Raw genomic sequence first — 25,862 nt, forward strand, 5'->3', positions numbered from 1 at the left:
TTTGTAGCACCCGTGCTACAACCGCGCAAGTCGGGTTTATAAGATTTTGTTTTAAACAAAACACCCTCACTTGGCGAGTCTGAGTCTAATAAGGAGGTGCAATGCATGTACGCAATCATTGAAACTGGCGGAAAACAAATTAAAGTTGAAGAAGGCCAGGCAATCTACGTTGAGAAATTGGATGTAACTGAAGGTGAAACTTTCACTTTTGACAAAGTTCTCTTTGTTGGCGGTGAAGATGTGAAAGTGGGCAGCCCGTTTGTTGAAGGTGCTACTGTCACAGCTAAAGTTGAAAAACAAGGCCGTCAAAAGAAGCTTGTTGTATTCAAATACAAAGCGAAGAAAAACTACCACAAAAAACAAGGTCATCGTCAGCCTTACACTAAAGTTGTCGTTGAAAAAATCAACGCGTAAGCGGCTGCTATGATCCGGGTTCATATTGAACGTACTTTCGATGGGAAGATTGCTTCCTTCACAATGGAAGGACATGCTGGCTTTGCCGAACACGGACAGGATATTGTTTGTGCAGGTGCATCAGCGGTTGCGTTTGGAAGTGTAAATGCTATTATGGCCCTTACAGGGGTTGATCCAGACATAGAGCAATCAGAAAGCGGTTTTCTGAAATGTTCATTTCCCGATCAGCTATCAAAGGAAACTTCCGATCAAGTCCAGCTATTGCTCGAAGCCATGATTGTCTCATTGCAAACGATCGAAAGGGATTATAAAAAGCATATAAAAATATCCTTTAAAAAATAGGAGGTGGAACAAATGCTAAGATTGGATCTTCAATTTTTCGCATCCAAAAAAGGGGTAGGTTCTACTAAGAACGGACGAGATTCACAGTCAAAACGTCTTGGTGCTAAACGTGCAGACGGCCAGTTCGTCTCAGGCGGCTCTATCCTATTCCGTCAACGCGGAACAAAAATTCACCCAGGTGAAAACGTAGGACGCGGTAAAGATGACACCCTTTTTGCAAAAGTTGACGGTGTAGTGCGTTTTGAACGCCTCGGCCGCGACAAGAAAAAAGTAAGTGTTTATCCACAAGCGCTTGAAGCGTAAAGGAAAAGCTCTAACCATTAACGGTTAGGGCTTTTTTTGTCTTTAAATCAATCTATCATTATCAAAATACTTCATGCACTGGCAATTTCTGATATACTATAATAACGATTGAAGACGGACTGAGAGGATATAATGATGAATGAAAAGTGTAATATGATTGAAGTTCTTCAGCATACACGCCATGACTGGCTAAACAGACTTCAATTAATTAAAGGGAATATAGAACTTGGCAAAATTGAACAGGCTAAGCGTATAATAAATGAAATTGTACTGGACACTCAGCACGAAGCAAGACTCACAAACCTTAAACTCCCGGAATTTGCAAGCATGTTATTAACACATAATTGGAGTGGACATTCATTTCGGATTGAGTATGAAATTGTAGATGATTTGCAGGTCTCTCAATTGGACGATAAGCTTTTGGCAAATTGGATGCATCGTTTTTTTCGGGAGCTTGATGATGCTGTTCACCCTCTATATGAAAACCATTTATACATTACGATTGAACCCTTAGATAATAAAGTCCTTTTTCTTTTTCATTGTAATGGCGTGATAAAAGATTCATCAGCATTGGAACAATGGCTCATATCCGAGCATAGGCATGCTGAGAAAGTTGAGATTCGAGTAGTAAGCAAATCAGAAATAGTAGTGGAAGCAATTTTTAACTGAATGGAATTGGAGTGGGAGCAGTATGTTCGTAGATCAAGTCAAAATATTCGTTAAAGGTGGAGACGGCGGCAATGGAATGGTGGCGTTTCGCCGGGAGAAGTATGTACCAATGGGCGGCCCCGCAGGAGGAGATGGTGGGAAAGGCGCGAGTGTTATATTCGAAGTAGATGAAGGTTTGCGCACGCTCATGGATTTTCGTTATCAGCGTCATTTTAAAGCACAGCGCGGAGAACATGGGATGTCTAAAAGCCAGCACGGTAAAGGGGCATCAGACCTGATTGTTAAAGTACCACCTGGAACCGTCATATCCGATGATGAGACAAAAGAAGTAATTGCTGATTTGGTTGAGCATGGCCAGCAAGCTGTCATTGCAAAAGGTGGCAGAGGTGGAAGAGGAAATATTCGTTTTGCAACTCCCGCAAATCCTGCTCCTGAAATTGCAGAAAATGGAGAGCCGGGTCAAGAAAGAAATGTTATTCTTGAACTAAAAGTGCTTGCCGATGTAGGACTCGTTGGTTTTCCTAGCGTAGGAAAATCGACATTACTATCCGTCGTTTCAGCAGCGAAACCAAAAATTGCTGAATACCATTTTACTACGATCGTTCCAAACCTTGGGGTTGTTGAAACCGATGATGGCAGGAGTTTTGTTATGGCGGACTTGCCGGGGCTAATTGAAGGTGCTCACGAAGGTATCGGTCTTGGCCATCAATTTCTGCGTCATATTGAAAGGACAAGGGTTATTGTCCATGTCATTGACATGTCGGCAATGGAAGGCAGAGATCCATACGAGGATTATACAACGATCAATCAAGAGCTTCAGGAGTATAATCTGCGCCTGCTGGAAAGACCGCAAATTATTGTCGCAAATAAAATGGACATGCCCGAAGCCGAGGAAAATCTAACTAAATTTAAAGAGAAGCTTGATGATGATTATCCTGTCTTTCCGATTTCTGCGATTACAAGACAAGGATTACGTGATTTATTATATGAAATTGCTAACCAGCTTGAGAAAACGCCGGAATTTCCTCTTTATGAAGAAGTGGAAGAAGACGATACGGTTAACCGAGTTATGTATCGGCATGAAAAAGCCGAGGAGCAGTTCACTATTACTAGAGAGCCTGATGGCAGCTTTATAGTCAGCGGTGAAAAGCTCGAACGCTTGTTTAAAATGACCGACTTTTCACGTGACGAGTCAGTACGCCGCTTTTCACGCCAGCTAAGATCTATGGGCGTCGACGATGCACTAAGAGAGCGCGGAGCCAAAGACGGCGATACGATTAAGTTGCTTGAATTTGAGTTTGAGTTTGTTGATTAGTTCTTCTTTCGATTGGGGGAGAGGGTTATGGCGAAAAGGGAGTATAATAAAAAGTTTTTTTTAGTCAGGGAAGATGTGTTACCTGAAGCCATGAAAAAAACTTTAGAAGCGAAGGAACTCATTGACAGGGGAAAATCGGAGTCGGTTTGGGATGCTGTACAGCAAGTGGATTTAAGTCGCAGCGCTTTTTATAAGTACCGGGATACCGTCTTTCCATTTCACCGGGTTGTCAAAGAAAAGATTATTTCTTTGTTTTTTTATCTTGAGGATAAACCCGGTGCTCTATCCAAGCTTCTTGGTATTGTTGCTGCCAACTCATGTAATGTATTGACAATCCATCAAACAATACCACTTCAAGGCCGGGCAAACGTCACGCTCTCACTTGATGTAACGGATATGTCAGTGGATTTAGATGAACTGCTTGCTAAATTGGGAAGGCTGGAATTTGTGGATAAGGTAGAAGTACTTAGCTCTGGTGGATAAAAGAGACAGAAAAAAGCTGGATTGGCCCTTGGCTTCCAGCTTTTTATGTATGTTCATTTTCTTCGTTTTCTTCAATTAATATTCCCGCCACTTTCAAAGCCTCTTCTGCCTTCAAAATAGCTTCTACATTTGGTGCAGCCAATGTGTGTAGGTGGATGCCGGAAGTTAAATCCGCTAATAAGGAAGCGTTCGTCTTTTTAATTCTACTTAAGAATGATTGGACTTCCTGTCGATTTGAAACCATGATCGATGCCGTTAAGTCCCCATAGACAGGGTGTTCTACTTTCACATCTTTTACTGTTACACCATGGTCAACGATAATATTTAATTCTGCCTCTGCCTGGTCACGCTGATGGAAACAAGCAATCGTCTTTTCTATTACTTCATTTGCACGATGGATCGGCATATACATATACCCTTGACTAGTGGCAATAATCGGTTCATTACGTGCTTTTAATAAAGTGATATCCCCAACAATCACTTGGCGGCTAACTTTCGTTTTCTTTGCAAGTGTGCTTCCTGTAATGGGGCTGCTACTCTCCTTTAAAAGGCTGATTAGCCATTCTCTTCTTTCTTCGCCAAGCAGCTTTTTAGTTTCTTCTTTCATTATTTAAACCTCCGTTCAAACATCTCTTCTTAAATCTTATCATAAATGAAATATAACTTCCTATTGCACGGAGTCGATATGCATATTTTGTGCTTAGCAGTCATAAGTTTTTGTGAAGATTGTTAGCATTTTGCCTACACATTCATACACTATATGGACTTATGCCTGAGGAGGGGAAATGTGTGAAGATCCATATTGCACAAAAAGGAGAAACACTTTGGAAAATCGCTCAAAAATATGGCGTTAATTTTGAAGAGTTGAAACAAATGAATGCGCAATTATCCAATCCGGATATGATTATGCCAGGAATGAAAATTAAAGTTCCGAGTGCGGGAGGAGCAGTGAAAAAAGAAGCCCAGCACCATCATCACCATCATAAACCGCACCATGTTCCAAAAGAAATGCACCACCATAAACCGCACCACGTACCTAAAGAAATGCCAAAAGCGGAACATCCATTTATCCAGCACAAGGAAGTCCCAATGCCAGTAACGAAAGAAATTATTAAGGAGAAGCCTTACCCAGTTTATCAGCCAGTTATGCCACAGCCTTTGCCGGAAATAGATATTAATAATTATTATATGATGAATCAAATGCAGACACAGGTACAACAGCCAATGCCGGTAAAAGAGGAAGTAAAGGAAGTAAAGGAAGAATATGTAGAAGCTCCAGTAATGCCGCCTGTACAGCCAATGTATAATTACTGTTATCCAGCACAACCTGCCATGCCAATATGCGACCCGTGTTATCCATATCCACAGTCATATGCTCAGCCGTTTCCGCATCATATGATGCCACAAGTACAAGGAGCTATGGCGTATCCAATGCCTATGGGGCATATGCCAATGGGCCAACCAATGCCAGCCATGCTTCCAGGCATGCCAGTAGGGGAATACCAAACAATGCCTCAACATTGGGAGGAAGAATCATCATCATCTAGTCATCCGCACATGGGCATGTATCAGCAGCCAATGCACGGCTATCCCGCAATGCCGATGACAATGGGGGCACAAAGTGATTGTGGCTGTAGCGGAAGTAATCCTGTAGGTGGTGGGTACTATCCACCGCAAGGAATGTCGCCTTATTCAATGCAACCAGGACAGTACCCTGCTTATAACCCTTATCAATATGGACAAATGATGCCAAGTGCTGGCACATATGCTATGCCAGTTCGCAATGATGTTGGAAGTGATAGTGAGGAAGAGGATGAATAAAAGTTTTATAGAAGAGAGAGACGGATTTGACAACCGTCTCCTTCTTTTTCTGAAAAAAAAATCAGGGATACCCTTTATAAATATAAAACGATTAAAACAAAAGGTCTGGCTGTTATCCTCAACGTATGAAAACTGGATTGCAAAAGAATTTTCCTCAGAATCTAAACTCACAATCCAAATAGCATTTACGAAAGAATTGGTCGATAATGGATTTATTCGTACCTATTCATTTCACCCTCAGCGATTTATCGTTGACAATCGTATTTTTGGACTTATCCAATATATTGAACCTGTATCGGAAAATAACTTTCATTACGGAAATGATAATCATATATCCGATTCGCTTCAGCTTTTGGCTCACTTTCATGATACGACAAGCAAGTTTACCTCTTCCTTTAAAAATGAAATACCGAACTTTCGCCAAATTGGTAAATGGAATAGAAGGTTAATGGATTTTTATTATTCAATGAATGAACATAAACTTAGTCCGGCTTATTCCTATTTACAACAATTTTCCCGCATCGGGGAGTGGGCGCTCAATAAATTACAAGATGATGAGCTTTTTTTTACGAGCAAACCGCATTGCATTATTCATGGAGATCTGGCGAGTCACAATTTTATTAAAGGAAAAGATGGCACTCTTTATTTAATCGACTTTGATTTAATCAGCATTGCGCCGTCGCATATTGATCTTTTGCAAATGTGTAACAGAGTCCTTCCAGCGCTTAATTGGAGCAGCGATCGTTTATTTTCATTAGAACAAATAAGAATCTATAAAGAGACACGACCCTTTCTAGCTGCACTTGTTTTTCCAACAGATATTTTTAGAGAGTGGAACTATTTTGCAAATAGCACTGCACCAGAACGACAAAGAAGATGGGTTTTTTTGGAGAAATTGATATTTGGTCAATTAAAAGAAAGAATGGAGTTTTACAGGACAATGATTGAGAAAGTGGAAGCGATATGAGGACGGGCTGTTGTTTATAATCGATTTCGGTATAAAATCGTTAAAGGTGAGAATATGGATATTCGTGTAAATTTTTGGGCACCCTATAGCTAAGCAAGTCATTTAAAGCTATAGAGGTGATCCATATGAAATGTATTGTAAAAATGATTATTTCACTGATGCTACTGTTTAGCTGTTTAAGTCTATTTTATTTTGCTGGGCAACAGCCAACAAGAGCAGATGAAAGGACCCCCTCCAATGCTATTAAAGAGCTTGATATTCCGGATAATCCGCTGATATTAGATGTGACTTTAAAGCGGAAGTACATCGATGGTGAGATAAGTGAAGAAACAGTAAAAGAAACCATTTGGGCGCTTGAGGATTTTTGGACAAAATATGAAACATGGCAACTTGTAGATATGGATGAAGATCATCTTGTTTTTGAATTATTTGTCGATGATATTTCTCCGCTTTTAAAATTAAATGGATTTTTTGGTCTTTCAGAGGATGGTATTTTGTCTATTTATAATGGTAAGCCAGATCAGGAGGATATCATTCAATCATTTTTCCAAATCGATATAAAAAAGCTCGAAGGGAAAAAGCGGGACCAATTAAAGCAAGGTATCCCAGTAAAAACGAAAGAAGACTTTACTGAAGTGCTGGAAGCAATGAAAAATTATTCATTAGAATGAACACATAGAAAGAGCCCGCAAGACAAGAAGCCGGGCTCTTTCAGACTGTAGACAAACTCGAATCAACGAGTTGTTTACAGTCTTTTTAATAGGATAGAGCTGGTTTTACGCAGCTCACCCCGCGGAAAGCGTCCGCCTGGAGCGGAAATCAACAGTATTCCATAAGACCCTTTTACATTAAGGGGACTTTTTCAGTGCCCTCCACTTTTTTTGCATTATTTTTGGTGTTCGTGTCTTTCTACATTATCTAAATGCTCATGGCCCGCTTGTGTGTGTGCATTTTGCTTATAAAATGGATTGTCTTCTTCCTCATATTCCTTCTTGCGGCTGATTCTATTCTCTAATTCAAAAAGATGATCTGCTGACAAAACCCCAGTTCTTCCTAAATCATATTCACTGTCTACAAGGACGAGAATCTTCCCGTTCTCCACCTCAATCGCATATTGATCCACATCGTAATCATTCATTCCCATATCAAGTAAAAAATCTGCGTATCGGGAGTGTTCGCTGCTATTCCCTGAGAAGAAAGATTTTAATTCATCCCAAAAACCTCTCCTATCATCATCCATATGAACCGTGTGATCGATGGCAACACCCGCTTTTTCTTCAATCACTCTCGTTTCATAATCATCATTAGCGATAACATGAATATGGCTTTTATCAATACCATCTTGTTTCATTGAATCAATGGCTCGTAATGCTTGATAGCTTGATGAGAATATCCCGACAACATTTTTTTTCATGATTGAAAACCTCCTATGATTTTCAAAATGGATTGCATTGATTGGCTGATAAGAGATTGAGAGTGCAACAACAAAACCCTATCCATATTCATTGTTGCATAACACATACCCCTTATTTTCTAAACTAAACTACTTGCAGAAAAGAACATATGTTTTTTGTTTCAATCAAATAAGCATTTTATGGTACAATATTGGATAGCATGATAGAGGAGAGAATACATTGTACGAGTATATTAAAGGTACAGTAGAACATACTGGGCCTGAATTTGTTGTTATTGACAATAACGGGATAGGCTATCAAATTCTTACACCTAATCCGTTTATTTTTTCAAGTAAAAAAGGTGTGGAAACCATTATTTATACATACCAGCACGTTCGCGAAGATATCATTGCTTTATATGGCTTTGAAACGATTGAGGAAAAGCTTATGTTCAGAAAGCTTCTAAGCGTATCAGGTATCGGACCAAAAGGAGCATTAGCGATTCTGGCATTTGGGGAGCCGGGACAAGTAATACGTGCGATTGAAAATGAAGACGAAAAATTTTTAACAAAGTTTCCAGGTGTCGGTAAAAAAACGGCTAGACAAATGATCCTTGATTTGAAAGGAAAGCTCCACGACGTCGTTCCTAATGTTTCTTTCGATTTATTCTCCGAAGAACTGGACGTTCCAGCAGCAAACAATCCCCGGAACGAAGACGAGCTAGATGAAGCACTCTTGGCGTTGGCAGCACTTGGATATTCAGAAAGAGAACTGAAAAAAGTCGGACCAAAATTAGAAGGGAAAGATTGGACGACTGATCAATATATTAAACAGGCGTTGCAATTACTATTAAAATAAAATCATTTAAAGGAGGAAGAATAGGATGGAGGATAGGGTGCTGTCAGGGGAAGCGATGATGAATGATCTTTCATTCGAACAAAGTCTCCGTCCTCAGAGGCTATCACAATATATCGGTCAGGATAAGGTGAAAAATAATCTAGCTGTATTTATTGAAGCTGCAAAAATGAGGCAGGAAACCCTTGACCATGTCCTTTTATATGGCCCTCCCGGTCTTGGAAAAACAACCTTGGCTGTAGTGATTGCCAATGAAATGGGAGTAAATGTGCGAACCACTTCTGGGCCGGCAATCGAGCGTCCTGGAGACCTTGCAGCCATTCTTACTTCCTTAGAGCCTGGTGAGGTACTGTTTATTGATGAAATTCATCGTTTGCCTAAGGCGATAGAAGAGGTTTTATATCCTGCTATGGAGGATTACTGCTTGGATATCGTAATCGGTAAAGGGCCTGAGGCGAGATCGGTAAGGCTTGAATTACCCCCTTTTACGCTTGTCGGCGCAACGACAAGAGCTGGTGCTGTCTCAGCGCCGTTGCGAGACCGATTTGGCGTTTTATGCCGACTCGAATATTATAATGAAGAGCACTTGACGGACATCGTTGTAAGGACCGCTGAGATTCTAGAAACAGATATCGATTGGAATGGGGCTATTGAAATTGCGAGACGTTCAAGGGGGACGCCGAGGATCGCCAACAGACTGTTAAGGAGAGTGCGGGATTTTGCTCAAGTGAGAGCAGATGGTATCATTACGCTCACACTTGCTGATGAAGCGCTCGAATTATTACAAGTCGATCGTCTTGGTCTCGATCATATTGATCATAAGTTGCTTAAAGGTATTATCGATAGATTTAGGGGCGGTCCGGTCGGAATAGATACGATTGCTGCAAGTATTGGTGAGGAAGCGTCCACCATTGAGGATGTATACGAACCTTACTTATTGCAAATCGGCTTCTTGCAAAGGACACCAAGAGGAAGAATCGCCACTCCTCATGTGTACAACCATTTTAATATGGAGATGCCAAGCGAATGAGTGGCATCTCCAAGCTGTTAATGATTGTTGGAGGAGCTATTTTTTTGGTTGGTTTTCTCTTCCAGTTTGTGAAGCTCGGAAAATTGCCAGGCGACATTATTGTGAAAAAAGGAAATACTACATTCTTCTTTCCAGTGATGACCTCAATTATTATAAGTATTATTTTGACAGCAGTTCTTTATGTTGTTGGGAGGTTTAAATAACGTTGAAAGTAGAAATGTTCAATTTTGATTTGCCTGAGGAACTCATTGCCCAAGTACCGCTCGAAAATCGTACGAGCAGCCGATTAATGGTTCTTGATAAGCAAACAGGCGAAATCAAACACGAAATTTTTAAAAATATTACCGAATACTTGCGGGAAGGTGACTGCCTGGTGTTAAATGACACGAGGGTTCTTCCTGCCAGGCTGCTCGGGTCAAAACCTGATACCGGAGCGAAGATTGAAGTTCTCTTGTTAAAGCAAATAGAAGGGGACAAGTGGGAAACATTAATTAAACCCGCAAAACGAGTAAAAATAGGCACGGAAATTACGTTTGGGAACGGAAAGCTCAAAGCAGTTTGTGTGGGGGAGGAAGAGCATGGTGGCAGGCTTCTTGAGTTCAGCTACGAAGGCATCTTTTATGAGGTGCTCGATGCGCTTGGGAAAATGCCGCTGCCGCCGTATATAAAAGAACAGTTAGAGGATCAAGATCGCTATCAAACTGTTTTTGCGAAGGAACGGGGATCAGCAGCTGCCCCTACAGCTGGACTGCATTTTACCGAAGACTTACTCGATGAAATCAAGGATAAAGGTGTAAAAATTGCTTTTATCACACTTCATGTAGGACTTGGTACTTTTAGACCTGTGAGCGTTGAGAATATTGATGATCACGAAATGCATTCCGAATTTTACCGTGTGACGGAAGAAACGGCATCCATGCTTAATGAGGTTAAACAGCAAGGAGGCAGAATCATTTCCGTTGGAACGACGTCTACTCGTACACTCGAAACGATTGCCGCAGCCAACGATGGAAAGTTTGCAGCTGGAAATGGTTGGACGGATATATTTATCTTTCCTGGATACACATTCAAGGCGATAAATGGAATGATAACGAATTTCCATTTGCCAATGTCCACTTTGATTATGCTCGTCAGTGCATTGGCGGGTCGTGAACATGTGCTTAACGCTTATAAGGAAGCCGTAAGCGAACGTTATCGATTTTTTAGTTTTGGAGATGCAATGCTAATATTATAAAAGAGAGGAATAGGATCTCATGGCTGCGATAAAATACGAGTTGATCAAAACATGCAAGCAGACGGGGGCGCGTCTTGGTATGATTCATACGCCCCACGGTTCATATGAAACACCAATGTTCATGCCTGTCGGGACTCTAGCTACGGTGAAGACGATGTCTCCCGAGGATTTAAAGGAGATGGGTGCCGGTTTTATTTTGAGTAATACATACCATCTGTGGCTTCGACCAGGACATGAAATTGTCGAAGAAGCGGGAGGGCTTCATTCATTTATGAATTGGGATCAGGCGATTCTAACGGATTCAGGAGGCTTCCAAGTATTTTCTCTAAGTGAATTTAGAAAAATTGAAGAAGAAGGCGTCCACTTCCGTAATCATTTAAATGGTGATAAATTATTTTTATCACCTGAAAAAGCAATGGAAGTGCAAAATGCTCTCGGAGCGGATGTTATGATGGCGTTCGATGAATGCCCGCCATTCCCGGCAACACATGAATATATGAAAAAATCCGTAGAACGTACTTCACGTTGGGCGGAGCGATGCTTAGAAGCTCATAAGCGTCCGGGAGATCAAGGGTTGTTTGGAATCGTTCAAGGTGGAGAATATGAAGATTTACGACGTTTGAGCGCTAAGGATCTTGTTTCTTTAGATTTTCCTGGCTATGCAATCGGCGGCCTTTCTGTCGGAGAACCGAAAGATGTGATGAATAGGGTGTTGGATTTTACTGCACCTTTATTGCCTGCGGACAAGCCTCGGTATTTGATGGGCGTTGGTTCACCTGATTCGTTAATTGATGGCGCGATTCGCGGAATGGACATGTTTGACTGCGTTCTGCCTACCCGTATTGCCAGAAATGGTACGTTAATGACAAGCAATGGTCGTCTAGTTGTAAAGAATGCCGCATATGCTCGGGATTTTGGTCCCCTTGATGAAAATTGTGATTGCTACACATGCCGAAATTATTCAAGAGCATATATCCGCCACTTGCTTAAATGTGACGAAACGTTCGGAATTCGACTTACTACTTATCATAATTTATATTTTCTGTTAAACTTGATGAAGCAAGTCAGAAATGCGATTAAAGAAGATCGCCTTGGTGACTTCAAAACAGAATTTTTTGAGCGATATGGATTTAATCTTCCGAACGCGAAAAATTTCTAATATAAACTTGATGTAAAGGAGGGAATAAGGAATGCCAGAAACATTATTAAGTTTAATGCCGTTTATTTTAATGTTTGTTCTATTTTACTTCTTGTTAATTAGACCAAATCAAAAACGTCAAAAAGCAGTTCAAACGATGCAAAGCAGTTTGCAAAAAGGTGATAAGATTGTTACGATTGGTGGTCTTCACGGTATAATCGATGCTGTGGATGAAGGGAAAATCGTCATTTTATGTGGTGATGGCAGCAGACTTACATACGATCGTGCTGCTATCCGTGATGTGGTTGAATCGGCAGCAAGTAAATAATTATCTTTCGAAGAAAAAAGAAGCGGGTCAATATTTTGACGCAGCTTCTTTTTTTATATTTAGTTAAGAGGAATGAGCATGGCCCGACAAGATATTAACGCCTAGGACACCACCCATCATCGCCGTTAATATATAACATATGTGATAAATCAGCTGCTCCATAGAAAAAAATGAACTGTGGCCCAAATATTGGTACATAAGGATGATTATGCTGTACAACAAACCCGTTGAACCACCAATCAACCAACCCTTTTGTTTACCTTTGCCGCCACATATGAACCCGCCAGCAAATACAGAGAAAAATGAAATGATGGTAACGAGCAATCTGATGGATTTTTCCTGAGTATCAGTGAAATGAAGGATAAGAGAAAAGATTAAACTAGATATAACCGCTAAAAGTAGGATGGCAATAACCCCATATAGCACCGAGACTCCAAATTTTTTAGCTTCGATTGATACTCCCTCCTTTCGTCCTTTCTTAGCTTGACCTCATTGGTCTCGTCCTCTCTATTACATGCTTATTCATACAGTTTAATTTTAGAATGATTTTTGGGTTGTTTTCCCGCAATTTTTCACGTCCCGATGGAGCATACTATAGTTGAATGCGTAAATAGGCTCTTGAATTTCCGAAACCTACTGGGAATTTAGCTTTATTAAATATTTGATATTCGTTTTCAAAACCTTTTAAAAAAAGACATGCCAAAAGCGTCACATATTTACTTTTTTAAAAGGCTGTTTTTGCAAACATTGTTGCTTACTAAAGTAGTGCGTGGTTGATTTCCGCTACAGTTGCTCGCTTTCCGCACCCCCCCCCCGGAAAGCGTCCGCCTAGAACGGAAATCAACGGTGGCTGGCTCTCGCGTAGTATGTAGATTATTATCTGGTTCAATATAAAATAGGCAATTTTACTAATAAAAAGTGAGATATCCCCTATTAAATATAGGAGGAGAAATAAGAAAATAGTACAAGAAAACCTTGTACCATCTGACTCGGTGAATGCCGAGAGTCTATGTTAAAGTCAGGAGGAAGTGTAATGGAAAAGTTCATCATCATTATTTTGCGTACGATTCTTTTGTATGGAGTGATTCTAGTCATTTTCCGGATGATGGGAAAGCGAGAAATTGGCGAATTAAGTGTTTTAGACTTAGTCGTATTTATTATGATTGGTGAAATGGCGGTTGTTGCGATTGAACAGCATACAGATCCATTATTTAATACGCTCGTTCCGATGGGGGTACTTCTCCTAATTCAAATCGCTGTATCATATTTTTCTCTGAAAAGCAGGAACTTCCGACGTTTAATCGATGGAAAGCCAGCGGTCATTATTAAGAATGGTAAAATTGATGAACATAAAATGAAGAAGCTTCGCTACAATTTTGACGATCTTCTCATGCAGTTGAGAACGAAGGACATTTCGAATATTGCGGATGTGGAATTCGCAATATTGGAAACGTCTGGTGAGCTATCCATCTTTAAAAAAGGAAACAAAAAGAAAGAGGGATCGTATACAATTCCATTTATATTGAATGGTGACGTCCAACAAGATCATCTTGAAGAGGCAGGAAAAAGCGAAACATGGCTTCGGAAAGAACTTGAAACGAGAGGCCATAATGAAATAGAAAATATTTCTTTTTGCAGTTTTCAAGATGGGAAGTTTTTTATCGATTATATTGACAATCCCGACGAACCTAGATAGAACTTGTCTCTATTTATGCAATTAGTTTATTGATAAACGGAATCTTGGTAAGATCATCTTTTTGAAGTAGCTTCAAGCAAATAAGTAAGATGATATACAAGAGAGATGTCAAAAGGATTCCAATCAAAAGATCCAGAAGCGATGACATTGAATCAGCAAATACTTTTTTAATCAAATAGTTTCCTATCCAGCAGGTAGTAAGGGCTGCTATACCAAACTTAATATAATGAAGTATATAAATCGTAAACTGTATGCGCTTTAACACTGTTGCGTAATGAAGCATTGTGATAAGAACTGTACCAGCTGCAATCCCTAGGGCAACACCATTTATACCGAATTCAGTCCTGGATGCGAGTACAAAAATGACACCGATTTTCATCGCGTTTCCAATTAAACTGTTGATCATCGCTGCTTTGGCTAAATCAAGGGACTGTAAAATAGCCAGTAGCGGTCCTTGATAGTAATGGAAAATAAAAAATGGCGCCATTAGTTTAATAAAGCCTGCTCCATTTGATGACCCGTACATCCATGACATGAGTGGTTCGGCATAAACATATAAAATGACGATAGCGAGTCCGCCAGTCAATAAGGCAAACCTTAGCGCTTGTTGTAGCCGATACTCTACAAGTTGATAATTACGACTTGCGTTTGCTTCACTGACCGCTGGTACGAGCGCGGTAGAGAGCGAATAAGTAATGAAAGAGGGAAGCGTAAGTAATGGCAGTGCATAACCAGTTAAGAGTCCATACTGCTTAGTGGCCATACCTGCAGCTACGCCGGCAAGCAGTAAGCTATGTGAGACAACGATTGGTTCAAAAAACCACGAAAGGGAACCGATCATTCTGCTGCCCGTAGTTGGTATACCAACACTTAGCAATTCCTGAAGTGTTTGTTTTCCACTTTGGATAGATTTGAAAAAATGTTTACGGACTGGAAACTTCTTCTTCGCTTTAAACATTGCAAATAAATAAATGAGCGATGCTAACTCACCTAGAACAGATGCCACCATGGCTGCCGCCGCCGCATATTCTATTCCAAGATGTAAAAAGCTCTTTGCAAAAAAAACGATTAAAGCAATACGGACAGCTTGCTCCAATACTTGTGATACTGCTGCAGGCTTCATGTTCTGCTTACCTTGGAAATAGCCTCTAATTACCGACGATATGGCTACAATTGGAATAATTGGAGCAATGGCTACAAGCGGATAATATATTCTCTGATCGGTGAAAAGAGTTTTAGATAAAAAGGGAGCGGCTAAAATTAGAGCTGGTGTGAATAAAAGAGATAGTGAAACGGTGACTGCAAGAGAGACCGTTAGTATTTTTTTAGTTTTTCGCTTGTCCCCTTTTGCTTCTGCCTCCGCCACAGCTTTAGAAATTGCTACTGGCAGCCCCATTTGGGTAAGTGTGATGACAAGTATTAGTGTTGGGAATGCCATCATAAATAGTCCAACACCTTCTGCACCTATCATTCGGGCAATTACAATTCTGTTAATAAAGCCGAGCAGCCTTGTAATAAGCCCGGCAACCATTAAAATCATTGTCCCTCTAAGAAACTTTGACATCCTTGTCCCTGCCTTCTCAAATGTGTTCCGTTCGATTACAATGAGTATATGCATCAAAGTGGACAAAGCATGACAAGTTACTTTCGAACGATAAAAATATTTGGAAGGCGGTAATAAAATGGAGACGAAGAAACATCCATACGACCCATATTTTAATGTATTGACGCCTGTATTGGTTAGTAAAGTAGAAGAATTTATTGTTCTGGGGTATGGGGAAGTAAATAAGCATGACTTATGGCTGTTTTTAACAAAGAAAAAGTGGAAAAAGCATAAGGAAGGCATTAGGATGTATGAGCTCGTATCGGACGTGCTATCATTAAATATTGGTGAATTTATGAACTTTATTACTGTAGAAGCTTTTAAATCACCTAATTTGCTTTCTGATTTAGATAGTGAAGAATTACAGGAATTACTTCAGCCTAAAGCTGAATAAACGAAAAATGTGAATTGACAGCACTTTTCATCTACTTCATAATAATCTTATTGAAATATAGTTTAGTTTAAGTCTTACTGCATACATATTGTTCATCATCGCAAGGGGGATATTTATTTAATGGTAAAAAGAAGCAGAATTGTCGCCTTTTTTCTAATTGTCATTTTTATGGCGGGCATTATGGGGACGACATCAAATACGATTATTAAGAATATTAAGTTGGGCCTTGATCTGCAGGGTGGATTTGAAGTTTTATATGATGTTAAGGCTCTTAATAAAAATCAAAAAGTCGATAGAGAAACGCTTGTCCACACTACAGAGGCCCTTAATAAGCGTATTAATGTAATCGGAGTAAGTGAGCCGAATATTACGATTGAAGGCACAAACAGAATTAGAATCCAGTTAGCTGGAGTCGAAGATCAGAATCAAGCTCGTGAAATGCTAGGGACTCAAGCTACCCTAACTTTCCGAGATGTGAATGACAATATCATGCTTGACGGCACAGATTTAGTTGAAGGCGCTGCTAAGATGACTTTTTCAACACAAAATAACCAACCAATTATTCTTGTTGAAATGAAGGATCGGAAAAAGTTTCGCGATGTCACAGAAAAAATCGTTCATATGGCGCCGAACAATCAGCTTGCGATCTGGCTTGATTTTGAAGAAGGTGTGGACTCCTATAAAGAGGCAGTAGCGAGTAATAACCCTAAACTTCTCTCAGCGCCAAATGTAAATCAAGTATTTAATGACACGAGTGTTTCAATTGAAGGGAACTTTACGAAAGAAGAAGCGGAAAACTTAGCAAACTTGCTGAACGCAGGAGCTCTTCCTGTTAAGCTGACAGAAGTATATTCAACTTCGGTCGGAGCAAAATTCGGTGAACAAGCAATGAACAAGACAGTTACTGCTGGCATTCTGGGAATTGCTCTTATTTTCTTGTTTATGATCGTTTTTTATCGTTTCCCAGGTTTTATAGCGACGATTACTCTTTCCATTTATATTTATTTAATTTTGCTTATTTTTGATTTGATGAACGGTGTCCTGACTTTGCCAGGTATCGCAGCGTTAATTCTCGGGGTCGGAATGGCAGTCGATGCCAATATTTTGACATACGAGCGATTTAAGGAAGAAATAAAAGTAGGCCGTTCTCTCAAATCTGCTTTTCAGGCAGGAAATAAATCATCCTTTGTGGCCATCTTTGATGCCAATATTACAACCTTACTAGCAGGAGCCGTTCTTTTCTACTTTGGGACAAGCTCTGTCAAAGGCTTTGCCACTATGTTGATCGTCAGTATTTTAATGAGTTTTCTTACAGCAGTCTATGGATCCAGATTATTGCTTGGCCTTTGGGTGAACAGTCGTTTCTTAAAGGATAAGCCGGGCTGGTTCGGAGTTAAGCGATCTGAAATCCATCAGCTTTCAGAAAACGTAAGTACACTTGATTTGAAAACAAAATTTGACCGTTTTGATTTTGTCAAACATCGGAAAAAATTCTATGCCCTCTCTACGATTTTATTAGTGAGCGGAATCATCGTTTTAGCGATTTTCCGCCTAAACCTTGGTCTTGATTTTTCAAGTGGAACACGGGTGGAAATTGACGCTGGAAAGCCGCTTACAACTGAGGAAGTTAAAGCTGAACTAGATGCGATCCATTTACCAGCCGATGATATCGTACTTTCAGGGAACGAAAATGAAATTGGCGTTGCACGTTATAAAGGGGTACTTTCGGCAACTGGAATTTCTGACTTGAAAACGCATATGGTCGATAAATACGGTTCCGAACCGAATGTAAGCACAGTTTCGCCAACTGTTGGCAAGGAACTCGCCAAAAATGCTTTCTATGCATTGGCGATTGCGGCGCTTGGTATCGTTATATACGTATCGTTCCGCTTTGAATTTGCTATGGGACTGTCTTCCGTACTAGGCCTTGTTCATGACGCATTTTTTATCCTAGCATTTTTCAGTTTGACGAGATTAGAGGTTGATATCACCTTTATTGCTGCGGTATTGACGATTATCGGTTATTCCATCAATGATACGATCGTGACATTTGATCGGATTAGGGAAAACATGGTTGCGAAGAAACGCTTAAAATCCGAAGAGGATATCGCTGAAGTTGTAAATAGAGGATTGCATCAAACATTGACTCGGTCAATTAATACGATATTGACCGTAATTATCACCGTTGTTGCATTACTATTCCTTGGTAGTGAATCAATTCGCAACTTCTCGCTTGCATTACTAGTTGGCCTTATTGCTGGAATGTATTCTTCTATCTTCATCTCGGCACAGCTATGGTACGATTTAAAGGTAAAAGAACTTAAGAAAAAAGGACCGATCAATACGGTGAAAGAAAAGAAAAAATGGTCTGATGAACCTCAGGTATAAAACTGTAAAAACTTTTTAAAAACTGCAGAACAAATCTGCAGTTTTTTTTCATCTTCAAGGGTAGAATAAAAGGGGAAATGTTTTAAAAAGGAGCTTATTTATGAAGCAAGCTGATCGTTTTAAGCAAGCCGAATTTGCAGCATGGCTTGGGATAATTATTAATATCGTTCTGACTGTTGTTAAAGGGGTGATTGGGGTCAAGGCAAACAGCAAAGCGCTCATCGCCGACGCTGTCCATTCTGCATCAGATATTGCCGGCTCATTTGCAGTATATATTGGGCTGCGTGCGGCTAAACAGCCACCTGATGATGATCATCCGTATGGCCATGGAAAGGCAGAATCGATTGCAGCCATCATTGTTGCTGTCGTGCTTTTTATTGCGGGTATTCAAATCGGAAAATCATCCATTACAGCTTTTTTCACTCCTCTTGCAGCACCGGGTGGGATTGCCATCTACGCCGTAATATTTTCCATTATTGTTAAAGAGGCTCTTTTTCGCTATAAATTCCGTTTGGGCAAACAATTGAATAGCGATGCATTGATTGTAAACGCATATGAACATCGTTCAGATGTGTATTCTTCCATCGCTGCTTTAATCGGAATCGCTGCCTCTATTTTGGGAGGAAAATTAAACGTCAGCTGGCTTGAATACGGTGATCCACTCGCAGGCGTACTCGTTTCTATATTGGTGCTCAGGATGGCTTGGAAACTTGGAGCTGATTCCATCCATAACACATTGGATCACGTCTTGCACGATGAAGATACGGTAGAATTCATGGAGCTTGTTGCTTCTGTGCCTGGTGTTAAAAAAATTGGCCAACTTCATGCAAGGGAACATGGTTATTACGTAATTATTGATTTGAAAATATCTGTTGATCCGAATATTACCGTTGAAGAAGGGCATCAGATCGGCAAAAATGTAAAGAAGAAACTAATGAGCAATCCCGGCGTCCATAATGTTTTTATACATATTAACCCTTATGATAGCGATGATTAAAGAAAACAGCAGATTGCTTGAATGCTGTTTTCTTCTTCATGTCAGCTTAGATCTCCTCCAACTTTTCTTCATTGTAAGATAGGTAACACTTTTGTATAATAGGTAAGTCTGAGGGGTGAACAAATGTTATATCCAAAAACACGCTGGGTCATTCGGGAGTCGAATGAATTGGCAGGCAAAGAACTAGCAAAGCAATTGAACATTGCCCCACTTGTAGCTACTTTATTAGTCAATCGCGGAATAAGCGATCATGATGAGGCAAAGAAATTTTTATACACAGAAAATGAAGAATTCCATAGCCCATTTTTATTGAATGATATGCAACCTGCTGTGGAAAGAATTAAAAGTGCTATTGAAGGCCAAGAGCCGATTCTTATATTTGGTGATTACGATGCCGATGGTGTAACGAGCACCTCGGTTATGATGGATGTATTAAGTAATTTAGGCGCAAATGTCCGATATTACATACCGAATCGTTTTACAGAAGGTTACGGTCCGAACGAAAATGCATTTCGGGAAGCCGCCGCTTCAGGTATTAAGCTAATCATTACTGTTGATACAGGTATTTCAGCGACCAATGAGGCAAGTCTTGCAAAAGAGCTCGGAATGGATCTGATTATTACTGATCATCATGAACCAGGGCAGGAGCTTCCTGATGCTTTTGCGATTATCCATCCAAAGCTTCCTAATACGAATTATCCTTTTCCGGATCTCGCAGGGGTCGGAGTGGCATTTAAGCTTGCCCATGCGTTAAGTGATGATGTTCCTTGGCATTTGCTTGATCTTGCTGCAATTGGCACGATTGCGGACCTTGTCCCGCTTCATGGCGAAAATCGCCTTATTGTAAAAGCTGGACTAAAAAGAATGGCAACATCGACTCGCCCGGGGCTACTCGCATTGTGTAAAATAGCGGGAACAAAGCTTTCCGATGCCGATGAAGAAATGGTCGGATTTGCGATTGCACCAAGGCTTAATGCTGCGGGTAGGCTTGAGCATGCAGGGCCAGCGGTAGAGTTGTTGATGACTAACGATTCTACAAATGCTGCACATTTGGCGGAAGAAATAGATGCCATGAATAAAGAACGAAAATTCATCGTAACAGAAATTACTAAAGAAGCAGTTAAAATGGTAGAAGAAGAGTTTCCGCCTGAAGAAAACAATGTTATCGTTATTGGAAAAGAAGGCTGGAACCCTGGAGTGATAGGCATTGTAGCTTCAAGGCTTGTTGAACGTTTTTACAGGCCTGCCATTGTACTTAGTTATGATGAGGAAACAGGTATGGCAAAAGGATCAGCGAGAAGTATACATGGATTTGATTTATTTAAAAATCTTACTGCATGCAAAGACTTACTTCCACATTTCGGTGGCCATCCAATGGCAGCAGGAATGACACTTCATACTAGTGATGTAGAACTACTTCGCACAAAGCTAAATCACGCTGCAGATGCACAGCTTTCGGCTGAAGATTATATTCCGATTACGGAGCTGGATGCATCTCTTGATCTAGCTGAAATAGATCTTGAGTCTATTCGCCAACTTGATATGCTTGCTCCATATGGCATGAAAAACCCAAAACCAAAAGTAATGGTTCATGGAGCAGATGCTTCGGGGATCAGAAAAATTGGCGGAAATAAAACCCATTTAAAATTGACACTTGAAAAGCCCGGATATGCCCTCGATGGAGTTGGTTTTCATCTCGGTGGTGTTGCCGATGAAATATCACCAGGTTCAAAAGTATCCGTAATTGGAGAGCTTTCCATTAATGAATGGAACAATATAAAGAAGCCTCAAATTCTCTTGAAGGATATTGCGATCAAAGATTGGCAGCTATTTGATATGCGGGGGAATAAAAAAATTAATGAATGGATTTCGCAAATAAATGATAAGAAGACAAGCATTATCATATTTTCAGAAAAACATTTAAATAAGTTCTCATTTAGTGAATCGATGTTTAATACAGTTGTAATAAGTGATCGTGATCAAGCAGAAAAACTCGATATAAGTAAGAAGAACATTGTGTTATTTGACTTGCCGCAGGATATAGAGATGCTTGAAAAACTTGTAAGCGGAAAGAAACCTGCACGAATTTATACTCATTTTTATCAAGAAGAAAACCATTTCTTCAGTACGTTACCAACAAGAGATCATTTTAAATGGTATTATGCTTTTCTAATAAAGCGCCGTTCATTTGATATGAAAAAATATGGCAATGATCTTGCGGCACATCGCGGTTGGTCGAGGGAAACGATTGAATTCATGTCACAAGTGTTTTTTGAACTGGATTTTGTTACAATAAAGGATGGACTCATTACAATCAATTCAGAGAAAACAAAAAAGGATTTAAGTGATTCACCTGCGTATCAAAGAAAGCAGGCGCAAATGAATGTGGAAAAGGAACTGCTGTATTCATCGTATCAGCAATTAAAACAATGGTTCGATGACAGGCTGGTGCACACTGTGCCCAATGAGGAGGAAATAAAAGTATGGACTTAAAACAATTTATTACAATCGTTCCTGACTGGCCTAAGGAAGGAATCAAGTTTAAAGATATTACCACTTTAATGGATAATGGTGAAGCATACCATTATGCTACAGACAAAATCGTTGAATATGCTAAGGAAAAGAAAATTGATGTCGTTGTAGGTCCAGAAGCGCGCGGCTTTATCATTGGCTGTCCAGTTGCTTATGCACTCGGGGTTGGTTTTGCCCCAGTTCGTAAAGAGGGAAAGCTGCCTCGGGAAACCATTAAGGTTGAATATGGCAAAGAATATGGTAAAGATGCCCTTACAATTCACCGGGATGCAATAAAACCTGGGCAGAGGGTGCTAATAACCGATGACTTGTTAGCTACTGGCGGAACAATTGAAGCGACCATTGAGCTTGTAGAAAAGCTTGGCGGGATTGTTGCAGGTATAGCTTTCCTAATTGAATTGACTTATTTAGATGGAATGAAAAAGCTTGATGGCTACGATATACTAACCCTAATGAGATTTTAATTCATCGACACTATATTGTAGTAAAAAGCACTCGTAGAGAGTGCTTTTTACATACACAATATGATTTGCAGATATTCGACATTCTTTGACTTTTATAAAAAAAAAGTTGTCAAAACCTTTACAAGTGTAGCTTAAATCTCGATAATAGATATTATATTCATTTTTTATAACGGAAATTTTCTTAGCATTCAATTTTTTTAAAAAGGTGATCCTCATGGCAAAAGATCAAATATTATCTGCTGAAGAAGTGATAGAACGGACAAGTAAATATTTAAATGAGGAGCATGTTGCATTTGTACGCAAGGCGTATGAATTTGCAAGTTTTGCCCATAAGGATCAATTTCGCAAATCAGGCGAGCCTTATATCATTCATCCAATCCAAGTGGCTGGCATTCTTGCCGATCTCGAAATGGATCCGGCAACGCTTGCGGCGGGCTTTCTTCACGATGTCGTAGAAGATACGCCAGTAACAATTGCGGAAATTGCTTCTGGCTTTGACAGTGAAGTGGCGATGCTTGTCGATGGTGTTACGAAACTCGGAAAAATTAAATATAAATCGCATGAGGAACAGCAAGCCGAAAATCATCGGAAAATGTTTGTTGCCATGGCGCAAGATATTAGAGTCATACTCATCAAGTTGGCGGACAGGCTTCATAATATGCGGACTCTTAAGCATCTGCCTCCTGAGAAACAAAGACGAATTGCAAATGAGACGATAGAAATATTTGCTCCGCTGGCCCATCGTCTCGGGATATCCAAAATCAAATGGGAGCTTGAAGATACTTCTCTCCGCTACTTAAATCCACAGCAATATTATCGAATTGTTAACTTAATGAAAAGAAAGCGCAATGAACGAGAGCAATATCTTGAAGATGTCATGTTAGAAGTTAAAAATCAGCTTGGTGAAGTAGATATAAAAGCGGATGTATCAGGAAGACCGAAACATATATATTCCATTTATCGAAAGATGGTTATCCAGCACAAACAATTTAATGAAATCTATGATTTACTTGCTGTCAGGATTATTGTTAACAGCATTAAAGATTGCTATGCAGTGCTTGGAATTATCCATACATGCTGGAAACCAATGCCTGGGCGGTTTAAGGATTATATTGCAATGCCTAAGCCAAATATGTACCAATCACTTCACACGACTGTGATTGGTCCAAAAGGCGATCCGCTTGAGGTTCAAATTAGAACGATTGATATGCATCGTATCTCGGAGTACGGGGTTGCGGCTCACTGGGCGTATAAAGAGGGAAAAACAATGAGCCCTCAAGCATCTTTTGAAAAGAAACTTTCTTGGTTCCGAGAGATTTTGGAATTTCAAAATGAAGCGGAAAATGCCGAGGAATTTATGGAATCGCTGAAAATCGATTTGTTTTCCGATATGGTGTTTGTCTTTACGCCAAAAGGTGACGTAATCGAACTTCCTGCAGGCTCTGTGCCAATCGATTTTGCTTACCGTATCCACTCTGAAATTGGAAATAAGACAATTGGCGCCAAAATTAATGGTAAAATTGTCACCTTGGACTATAAATTAAAGACAGGTGACATTATTGAAATTTTAACATCCAAACATTCCTACGGTCCAAGTCAAGACTGGTTAAAATTAGCGCAGACGTCACAAGCAAAAAATAAAATTAGGACCTTTTTCAAACGGCAGCGGAAAGAAGAGAATATCGTTAAGGGTAAAGAACTAGTTGAGAAAGAAATTAAGGAAATGGAATTTGACTTAAAGGAAGTCATGACTGCAGAAAATATTAAAAAAGTTGCAGATAAATTCAATTTCTCCCATGAAGACGATATGTATGCAAGTGTTGGTTATAATGGTATTTCGGCTCTTCAAGTGGCAAATCGCTTAACTGAAAAGTTAAGAAAGAAGCGAGATGAAGAAGAAGCTGTAAAAGAAATAACCGCAGAAATGAAAAATGAAACTAAGCCACGACGACATGATGCGGGTGTGACTGTAAAAGGTACTGACAATCTGCTTATTCGATTGTCCCGCTGCTGCAGCCCCGTTCCTGGAGATGAAATTGTCGGATTTATAACAAAAGGACGAGGAGTCTCTGTTCATAGAGCTGACTGCCCTAATATCAATACAAGCGAAAGTGAGATAGAAACTAGATTAATTCCTGTGGAATGGGAAACAGACACGAATAACAGGAAAGAATACAATGTAGAAATTGAAATATCCGGTTATGACCGTCGTGGTTTGTTAAATGAAGTTTTACAAACGGTGAGTGGTACGAAAACAAATATTACGGCCGTATCCGGCAGGTCTGACCGCAATAAAATGGCGACAATTATGATGTCAATTTCTATTCAAAATATTGGCCATCTTCATAAAGTAGTGGACAAGATTAAACAGATCCCAGATATTTATGCAGTTCGGCGAATCATGAATTAAAGGGGCTAAAGAAATAATGAAGGTAGTACTGCAAAGAAGTAAGGATGCTAGTGTCACTGTTGATGGGAAAATAACAGGGAGCATTAAGCGCGGCTTTGTGTTGCTTGTCGGTGTCACTCATGAAGACTCTGAGCAGGATTGCGCATGGCTTGCAGATAAAATCGTTAATCTCCGTGTATTTGAAGATGAAGAGGGTAAAATGAATCGCTCCCTGCTTGAGGAAGGCGGAGAAATTTTATCCGTCTCTCAGTTTACATTATATGGCGACTGCAGCAAAGGTCGCCGTCCGAGCTTTATTAGTGCAGCAAGGCCGGATCAAGCGCAACTTTTGTATGAACATTTTAACAAGCTATTACGAGAAAAAGGAATCCATGTTGAAACTGGAGTATTTGGAGCAATGATGGATGTGAAATTGGTTAATGATGGTCCTGTGACACTCATTCTGGAAAAATAGCAACAAAACAAAAAGCATCGATTTACATATCGATGCTTCAGATTGTCGACAAAAGGCATTGGGAACGCTGTTCTTCCAATGCCTTTTACGATTTTTTCATGATTTTTGCCTGATCCAAGGGATATCGGCGAAGATACTGATCTTCGAGAGGGCACTGAAAAAGTCCACCTAACATAGTGGCTACACCAAACATTGTTGATTTGCGCTTCAGGCGGACGCTTTCCGCGGGGCGGGCGGTGAGCCTCCTCAGTCGCTTCGCGCCCTGCGGGGTCTCACCTGTCCCGCTAGTCCCGCAGGAGTCGCCGCCTTCCGCTCCAATCAACGGAACCTGCTTAATACAAAGGGGTAAAATTAAAACACTGCTTTACTCCGATTAAATCGGATGAAGCAGTGTTTTATTGTATAATAAACGTAATAAGTCCAGGTGGTGTCCCGATGATTTCCAATCAAGAAACTTTCATTCTCAACCCATACATGGCAATCTACGATATTGTTGTCCTAAAAGATAATATGCTTCGTCAAATTAATGAGCTTGTGGATTTTACATTCATATTAGAAGAATTTGAAAATAAAATACTGTTTAGACAACGGGCGTAATGCGATTCCTCGCTTTATTGGTTTGGAGAAGCTT

Annotated in this window: 27 protein-coding genes, 1 pseudogene and 1 other annotated feature; of the genes and pseudogenes, 24 read left to right on the forward strand and 4 right to left on the reverse strand. The window is 40.1% G+C overall.

The window, feature by feature from the left end; translation table 11 throughout:
• The first annotated feature begins 9 nt into the window (after nucleotides 1-9).
• Nucleotides 10-91 (forward strand) — a sequence feature (ribosomal protein L21 leader region).
• Between the two features lie 14 nt (nucleotides 92-105).
• The 6 genes from rplU (at nucleotide 106) to KHA88_RS01570 (ending at nucleotide 3,526) form a co-directional block, all read left to right on the forward strand.
• Nucleotides 106-414, forward strand: coding sequence for a 50S ribosomal protein L21 (rplU, locus tag KHA88_RS01545; protein ID WP_213097512.1), 309 nt, complete (start codon nucleotides 106-108; stop codon nucleotides 412-414).
• Nucleotides 415-423: 9 nt separating this feature from the next.
• Nucleotides 424-756 (forward strand): ribosomal-processing cysteine protease Prp, encoded by a 333-nt coding sequence (locus tag KHA88_RS01550; RefSeq protein ID WP_213097511.1) that lies wholly within the window; start codon nucleotides 424-426, stop codon nucleotides 754-756.
• Between the two features lie 12 nt (nucleotides 757-768).
• Nucleotides 769-1,059, forward strand: a complete 291-nt coding sequence (gene rpmA / locus KHA88_RS01555; protein ID WP_213097510.1) for a 50S ribosomal protein L27 — start codon at nucleotides 769-771, stop codon at nucleotides 1,057-1,059.
• Nucleotides 1,060-1,194: 135 nt separating this feature from the next.
• Nucleotides 1,195-1,728 (forward strand): Spo0B C-terminal domain-containing protein, encoded by a 534-nt coding sequence (locus KHA88_RS01560; protein WP_213097509.1) that lies wholly within the window; start codon nucleotides 1,195-1,197, stop codon nucleotides 1,726-1,728.
• A gap of 22 nt (nucleotides 1,729-1,750) precedes the next feature.
• Nucleotides 1,751-3,043: a GTPase ObgE gene (gene obgE / locus KHA88_RS01565; protein WP_213106774.1), complete on the forward strand. Its 1,293-nt coding sequence runs from the start codon at nucleotides 1,751-1,753 to the stop codon at nucleotides 3,041-3,043.
• A gap of 27 nt (nucleotides 3,044-3,070) precedes the next feature.
• The gene (locus KHA88_RS01570; protein ID WP_213097507.1) at nucleotides 3,071-3,526 is read left to right on the forward strand and encodes an ACT domain-containing protein; all 456 of its coding nucleotides are present in this window, start codon (nucleotides 3,071-3,073) and stop codon (nucleotides 3,524-3,526) included.
• 43 nt (nucleotides 3,527-3,569) lie between these two features.
• Here the strand turns inward: KHA88_RS01570 and KHA88_RS01575 are convergent, their stop codons facing one another.
• Nucleotides 3,570-4,133, reverse strand: coding sequence for a transcription repressor NadR (locus KHA88_RS01575; RefSeq protein WP_213106775.1), 564 nt, complete (start codon nucleotides 4,131-4,133; stop codon nucleotides 3,570-3,572).
• A gap of 182 nt (nucleotides 4,134-4,315) precedes the next feature.
• Here KHA88_RS01575 and safA point away from each other — a divergent pair, with 182 nt between their 5' ends.
• The 3 genes from safA to KHA88_RS01590 all read left to right on the forward strand — a co-directional run bounded on the left by safA (nucleotide 4,316) and on the right by KHA88_RS01590 (nucleotide 6,985).
• Entirely contained in the window at nucleotides 4,316-5,347 is a 1,032-nt protein-coding gene (safA, locus tag KHA88_RS21370; protein ID WP_213097505.1) for a SafA/ExsA family spore coat assembly protein, read from the forward strand.
• Complete coding sequence (locus KHA88_RS01585) at nucleotides 5,340-6,314, forward strand: phosphotransferase (protein WP_213097504.1); 975 nt, start codon at nucleotides 5,340-5,342, stop codon at nucleotides 6,312-6,314. Before safA ends, KHA88_RS01585 begins: the two co-directional genes overlap by 8 nt.
• Before the next feature lie 125 nt (nucleotides 6,315-6,439).
• Complete coding sequence (locus KHA88_RS01590; protein WP_213097503.1) at nucleotides 6,440-6,985, forward strand: intercompartmental signaling factor BofC; 546 nt, start codon at nucleotides 6,440-6,442, stop codon at nucleotides 6,983-6,985.
• 215 nt (nucleotides 6,986-7,200) lie between these two features.
• Here KHA88_RS01590 and KHA88_RS01595 read toward each other — a convergent pair whose 3' ends face one another.
• Nucleotides 7,201-7,728: a YflT domain-containing protein gene (locus tag KHA88_RS01595; protein WP_213121331.1), complete on the reverse strand. Its 528-nt coding sequence runs from the start codon at nucleotides 7,726-7,728 to the stop codon at nucleotides 7,201-7,203.
• Between the two features lie 220 nt (nucleotides 7,729-7,948).
• On the opposite strand from KHA88_RS01595, the gene ruvA reads away from it, so the two are divergent.
• Genes ruvA through yajC form a run of 6 tightly spaced genes read left to right on the forward strand, consistent with a single transcriptional unit; the run spans nucleotide 7,949 to nucleotide 12,293 of the window.
• Nucleotides 7,949-8,566 carry a Holliday junction branch migration protein RuvA gene (ruvA, locus tag KHA88_RS01600; protein ID WP_213097501.1) on the forward strand — a complete coding sequence of 206 codons (618 nt, stop codon included), beginning with the start codon at nucleotides 7,949-7,951 and terminating at the stop codon, nucleotides 8,564-8,566.
• A gap of 25 nt (nucleotides 8,567-8,591) precedes the next feature.
• On the forward strand, nucleotides 8,592-9,593 hold the full coding sequence (gene ruvB / locus KHA88_RS01605) for a Holliday junction branch migration DNA helicase RuvB (RefSeq protein WP_213097500.1): 1,002 nt from the start codon (nucleotides 8,592-8,594) through the stop codon (nucleotides 9,591-9,593).
• Entirely contained in the window at nucleotides 9,590-9,796 is a 207-nt protein-coding gene (locus KHA88_RS01610) for a DUF2905 domain-containing protein (protein ID WP_213097499.1), read from the forward strand. Before ruvB ends, KHA88_RS01610 begins: the two co-directional genes overlap by 4 nt.
• Nucleotides 9,797-9,798: 2 nt before the next feature.
• Nucleotides 9,799-10,827, forward strand: coding sequence for a tRNA preQ1(34) S-adenosylmethionine ribosyltransferase-isomerase QueA (gene queA / locus KHA88_RS01615; protein WP_213121332.1), 1,029 nt, complete (start codon nucleotides 9,799-9,801; stop codon nucleotides 10,825-10,827).
• A gap of 19 nt (nucleotides 10,828-10,846) precedes the next feature.
• Complete coding sequence (gene tgt / locus KHA88_RS01620) at nucleotides 10,847-11,986, forward strand: tRNA guanosine(34) transglycosylase Tgt (RefSeq protein ID WP_213097497.1); 1,140 nt, start codon at nucleotides 10,847-10,849, stop codon at nucleotides 11,984-11,986.
• 31 nt (nucleotides 11,987-12,017) lie between these two features.
• Entirely contained in the window at nucleotides 12,018-12,293 is a 276-nt protein-coding gene (yajC, locus tag KHA88_RS01625) for a preprotein translocase subunit YajC (protein ID WP_213097496.1), read from the forward strand.
• Between the two features lie 63 nt (nucleotides 12,294-12,356).
• Here yajC and KHA88_RS01630 read toward each other — a convergent pair whose 3' ends face one another.
• Nucleotides 12,357-12,719 carry a TIGR04086 family membrane protein gene (locus KHA88_RS01630; RefSeq protein WP_346728920.1) on the reverse strand — a complete coding sequence of 121 codons (363 nt, stop codon included), beginning with the start codon at nucleotides 12,717-12,719 and terminating at the stop codon, nucleotides 12,357-12,359.
• A gap of 607 nt (nucleotides 12,720-13,326) precedes the next feature.
• Between KHA88_RS01630 and KHA88_RS01635 the strand changes: the two genes are divergently transcribed.
• Nucleotides 13,327-13,989: a DUF421 domain-containing protein gene (locus tag KHA88_RS01635; protein ID WP_213097495.1), complete on the forward strand. Its 663-nt coding sequence runs from the start codon at nucleotides 13,327-13,329 to the stop codon at nucleotides 13,987-13,989.
• Between the two features lie 13 nt (nucleotides 13,990-14,002).
• Here the strand turns inward: KHA88_RS01635 and spoVB are convergent, their stop codons facing one another.
• Nucleotides 14,003-15,553: a stage V sporulation protein B gene (gene spoVB / locus KHA88_RS01640; protein WP_213097494.1), complete on the reverse strand. Its 1,551-nt coding sequence runs from the start codon at nucleotides 15,551-15,553 to the stop codon at nucleotides 14,003-14,005.
• A 118-nt stretch (nucleotides 15,554-15,671) separates the two neighbouring features.
• Here spoVB and KHA88_RS01645 point away from each other — a divergent pair, with 118 nt between their 5' ends.
• The 8 genes and pseudogenes from KHA88_RS01645 to KHA88_RS01680 all read left to right on the forward strand — a co-directional run.
• A complete protein-coding gene (locus KHA88_RS01645; RefSeq protein WP_213097493.1) occupies nucleotides 15,672-15,986 on the forward strand; it encodes a post-transcriptional regulator in 315 nt (104 codons plus the stop codon).
• Between the two features lie 120 nt (nucleotides 15,987-16,106).
• Nucleotides 16,107-18,374, forward strand: coding sequence for a protein translocase subunit SecDF (gene secDF / locus KHA88_RS01650; RefSeq protein ID WP_213121333.1), 2,268 nt, complete (start codon nucleotides 16,107-16,109; stop codon nucleotides 18,372-18,374).
• A 100-nt stretch (nucleotides 18,375-18,474) separates the two neighbouring features.
• Complete coding sequence (locus KHA88_RS01655; RefSeq protein WP_213097491.1) at nucleotides 18,475-19,371, forward strand: cation diffusion facilitator family transporter; 897 nt, start codon at nucleotides 18,475-18,477, stop codon at nucleotides 19,369-19,371.
• 123 nt (nucleotides 19,372-19,494) lie between these two features.
• Nucleotides 19,495-21,864 (forward strand): single-stranded-DNA-specific exonuclease RecJ, encoded by a 2,370-nt coding sequence (gene recJ, locus KHA88_RS01660; protein ID WP_213097490.1) that lies wholly within the window; start codon nucleotides 19,495-19,497, stop codon nucleotides 21,862-21,864.
• On the forward strand, nucleotides 21,855-22,367 hold the full coding sequence (locus tag KHA88_RS01665; RefSeq protein ID WP_213106779.1) for an adenine phosphoribosyltransferase: 513 nt from the start codon (nucleotides 21,855-21,857) through the stop codon (nucleotides 22,365-22,367). The genes recJ and KHA88_RS01665 overlap by 10 nt, the downstream gene beginning before the upstream one ends.
• A gap of 214 nt (nucleotides 22,368-22,581) precedes the next feature.
• Complete coding sequence (locus KHA88_RS01670) at nucleotides 22,582-24,777, forward strand: RelA/SpoT family protein (protein WP_213097488.1); 2,196 nt, start codon at nucleotides 22,582-22,584, stop codon at nucleotides 24,775-24,777.
• A gap of 16 nt (nucleotides 24,778-24,793) precedes the next feature.
• Nucleotides 24,794-25,231 carry a D-aminoacyl-tRNA deacylase gene (dtd, locus tag KHA88_RS01675; RefSeq protein ID WP_213097487.1) on the forward strand — a complete coding sequence of 146 codons (438 nt, stop codon included), beginning with the start codon at nucleotides 24,794-24,796 and terminating at the stop codon, nucleotides 25,229-25,231.
• 435 nt (nucleotides 25,232-25,666) lie between these two features.
• Nucleotides 25,667-25,838 (forward strand): annotated as a pseudogene (locus KHA88_RS01680) (transposase); the annotation flags it as partial.
• Nucleotides 25,839-25,862 lie beyond the last annotated feature (24 nt).

Source organism: Lederbergia citrea, assembly GCF_018343525.1.
Classification (GTDB): domain Bacteria; phylum Bacillota; class Bacilli; order Bacillales; family Bacillaceae_C; genus Lederbergia; species Lederbergia citrea.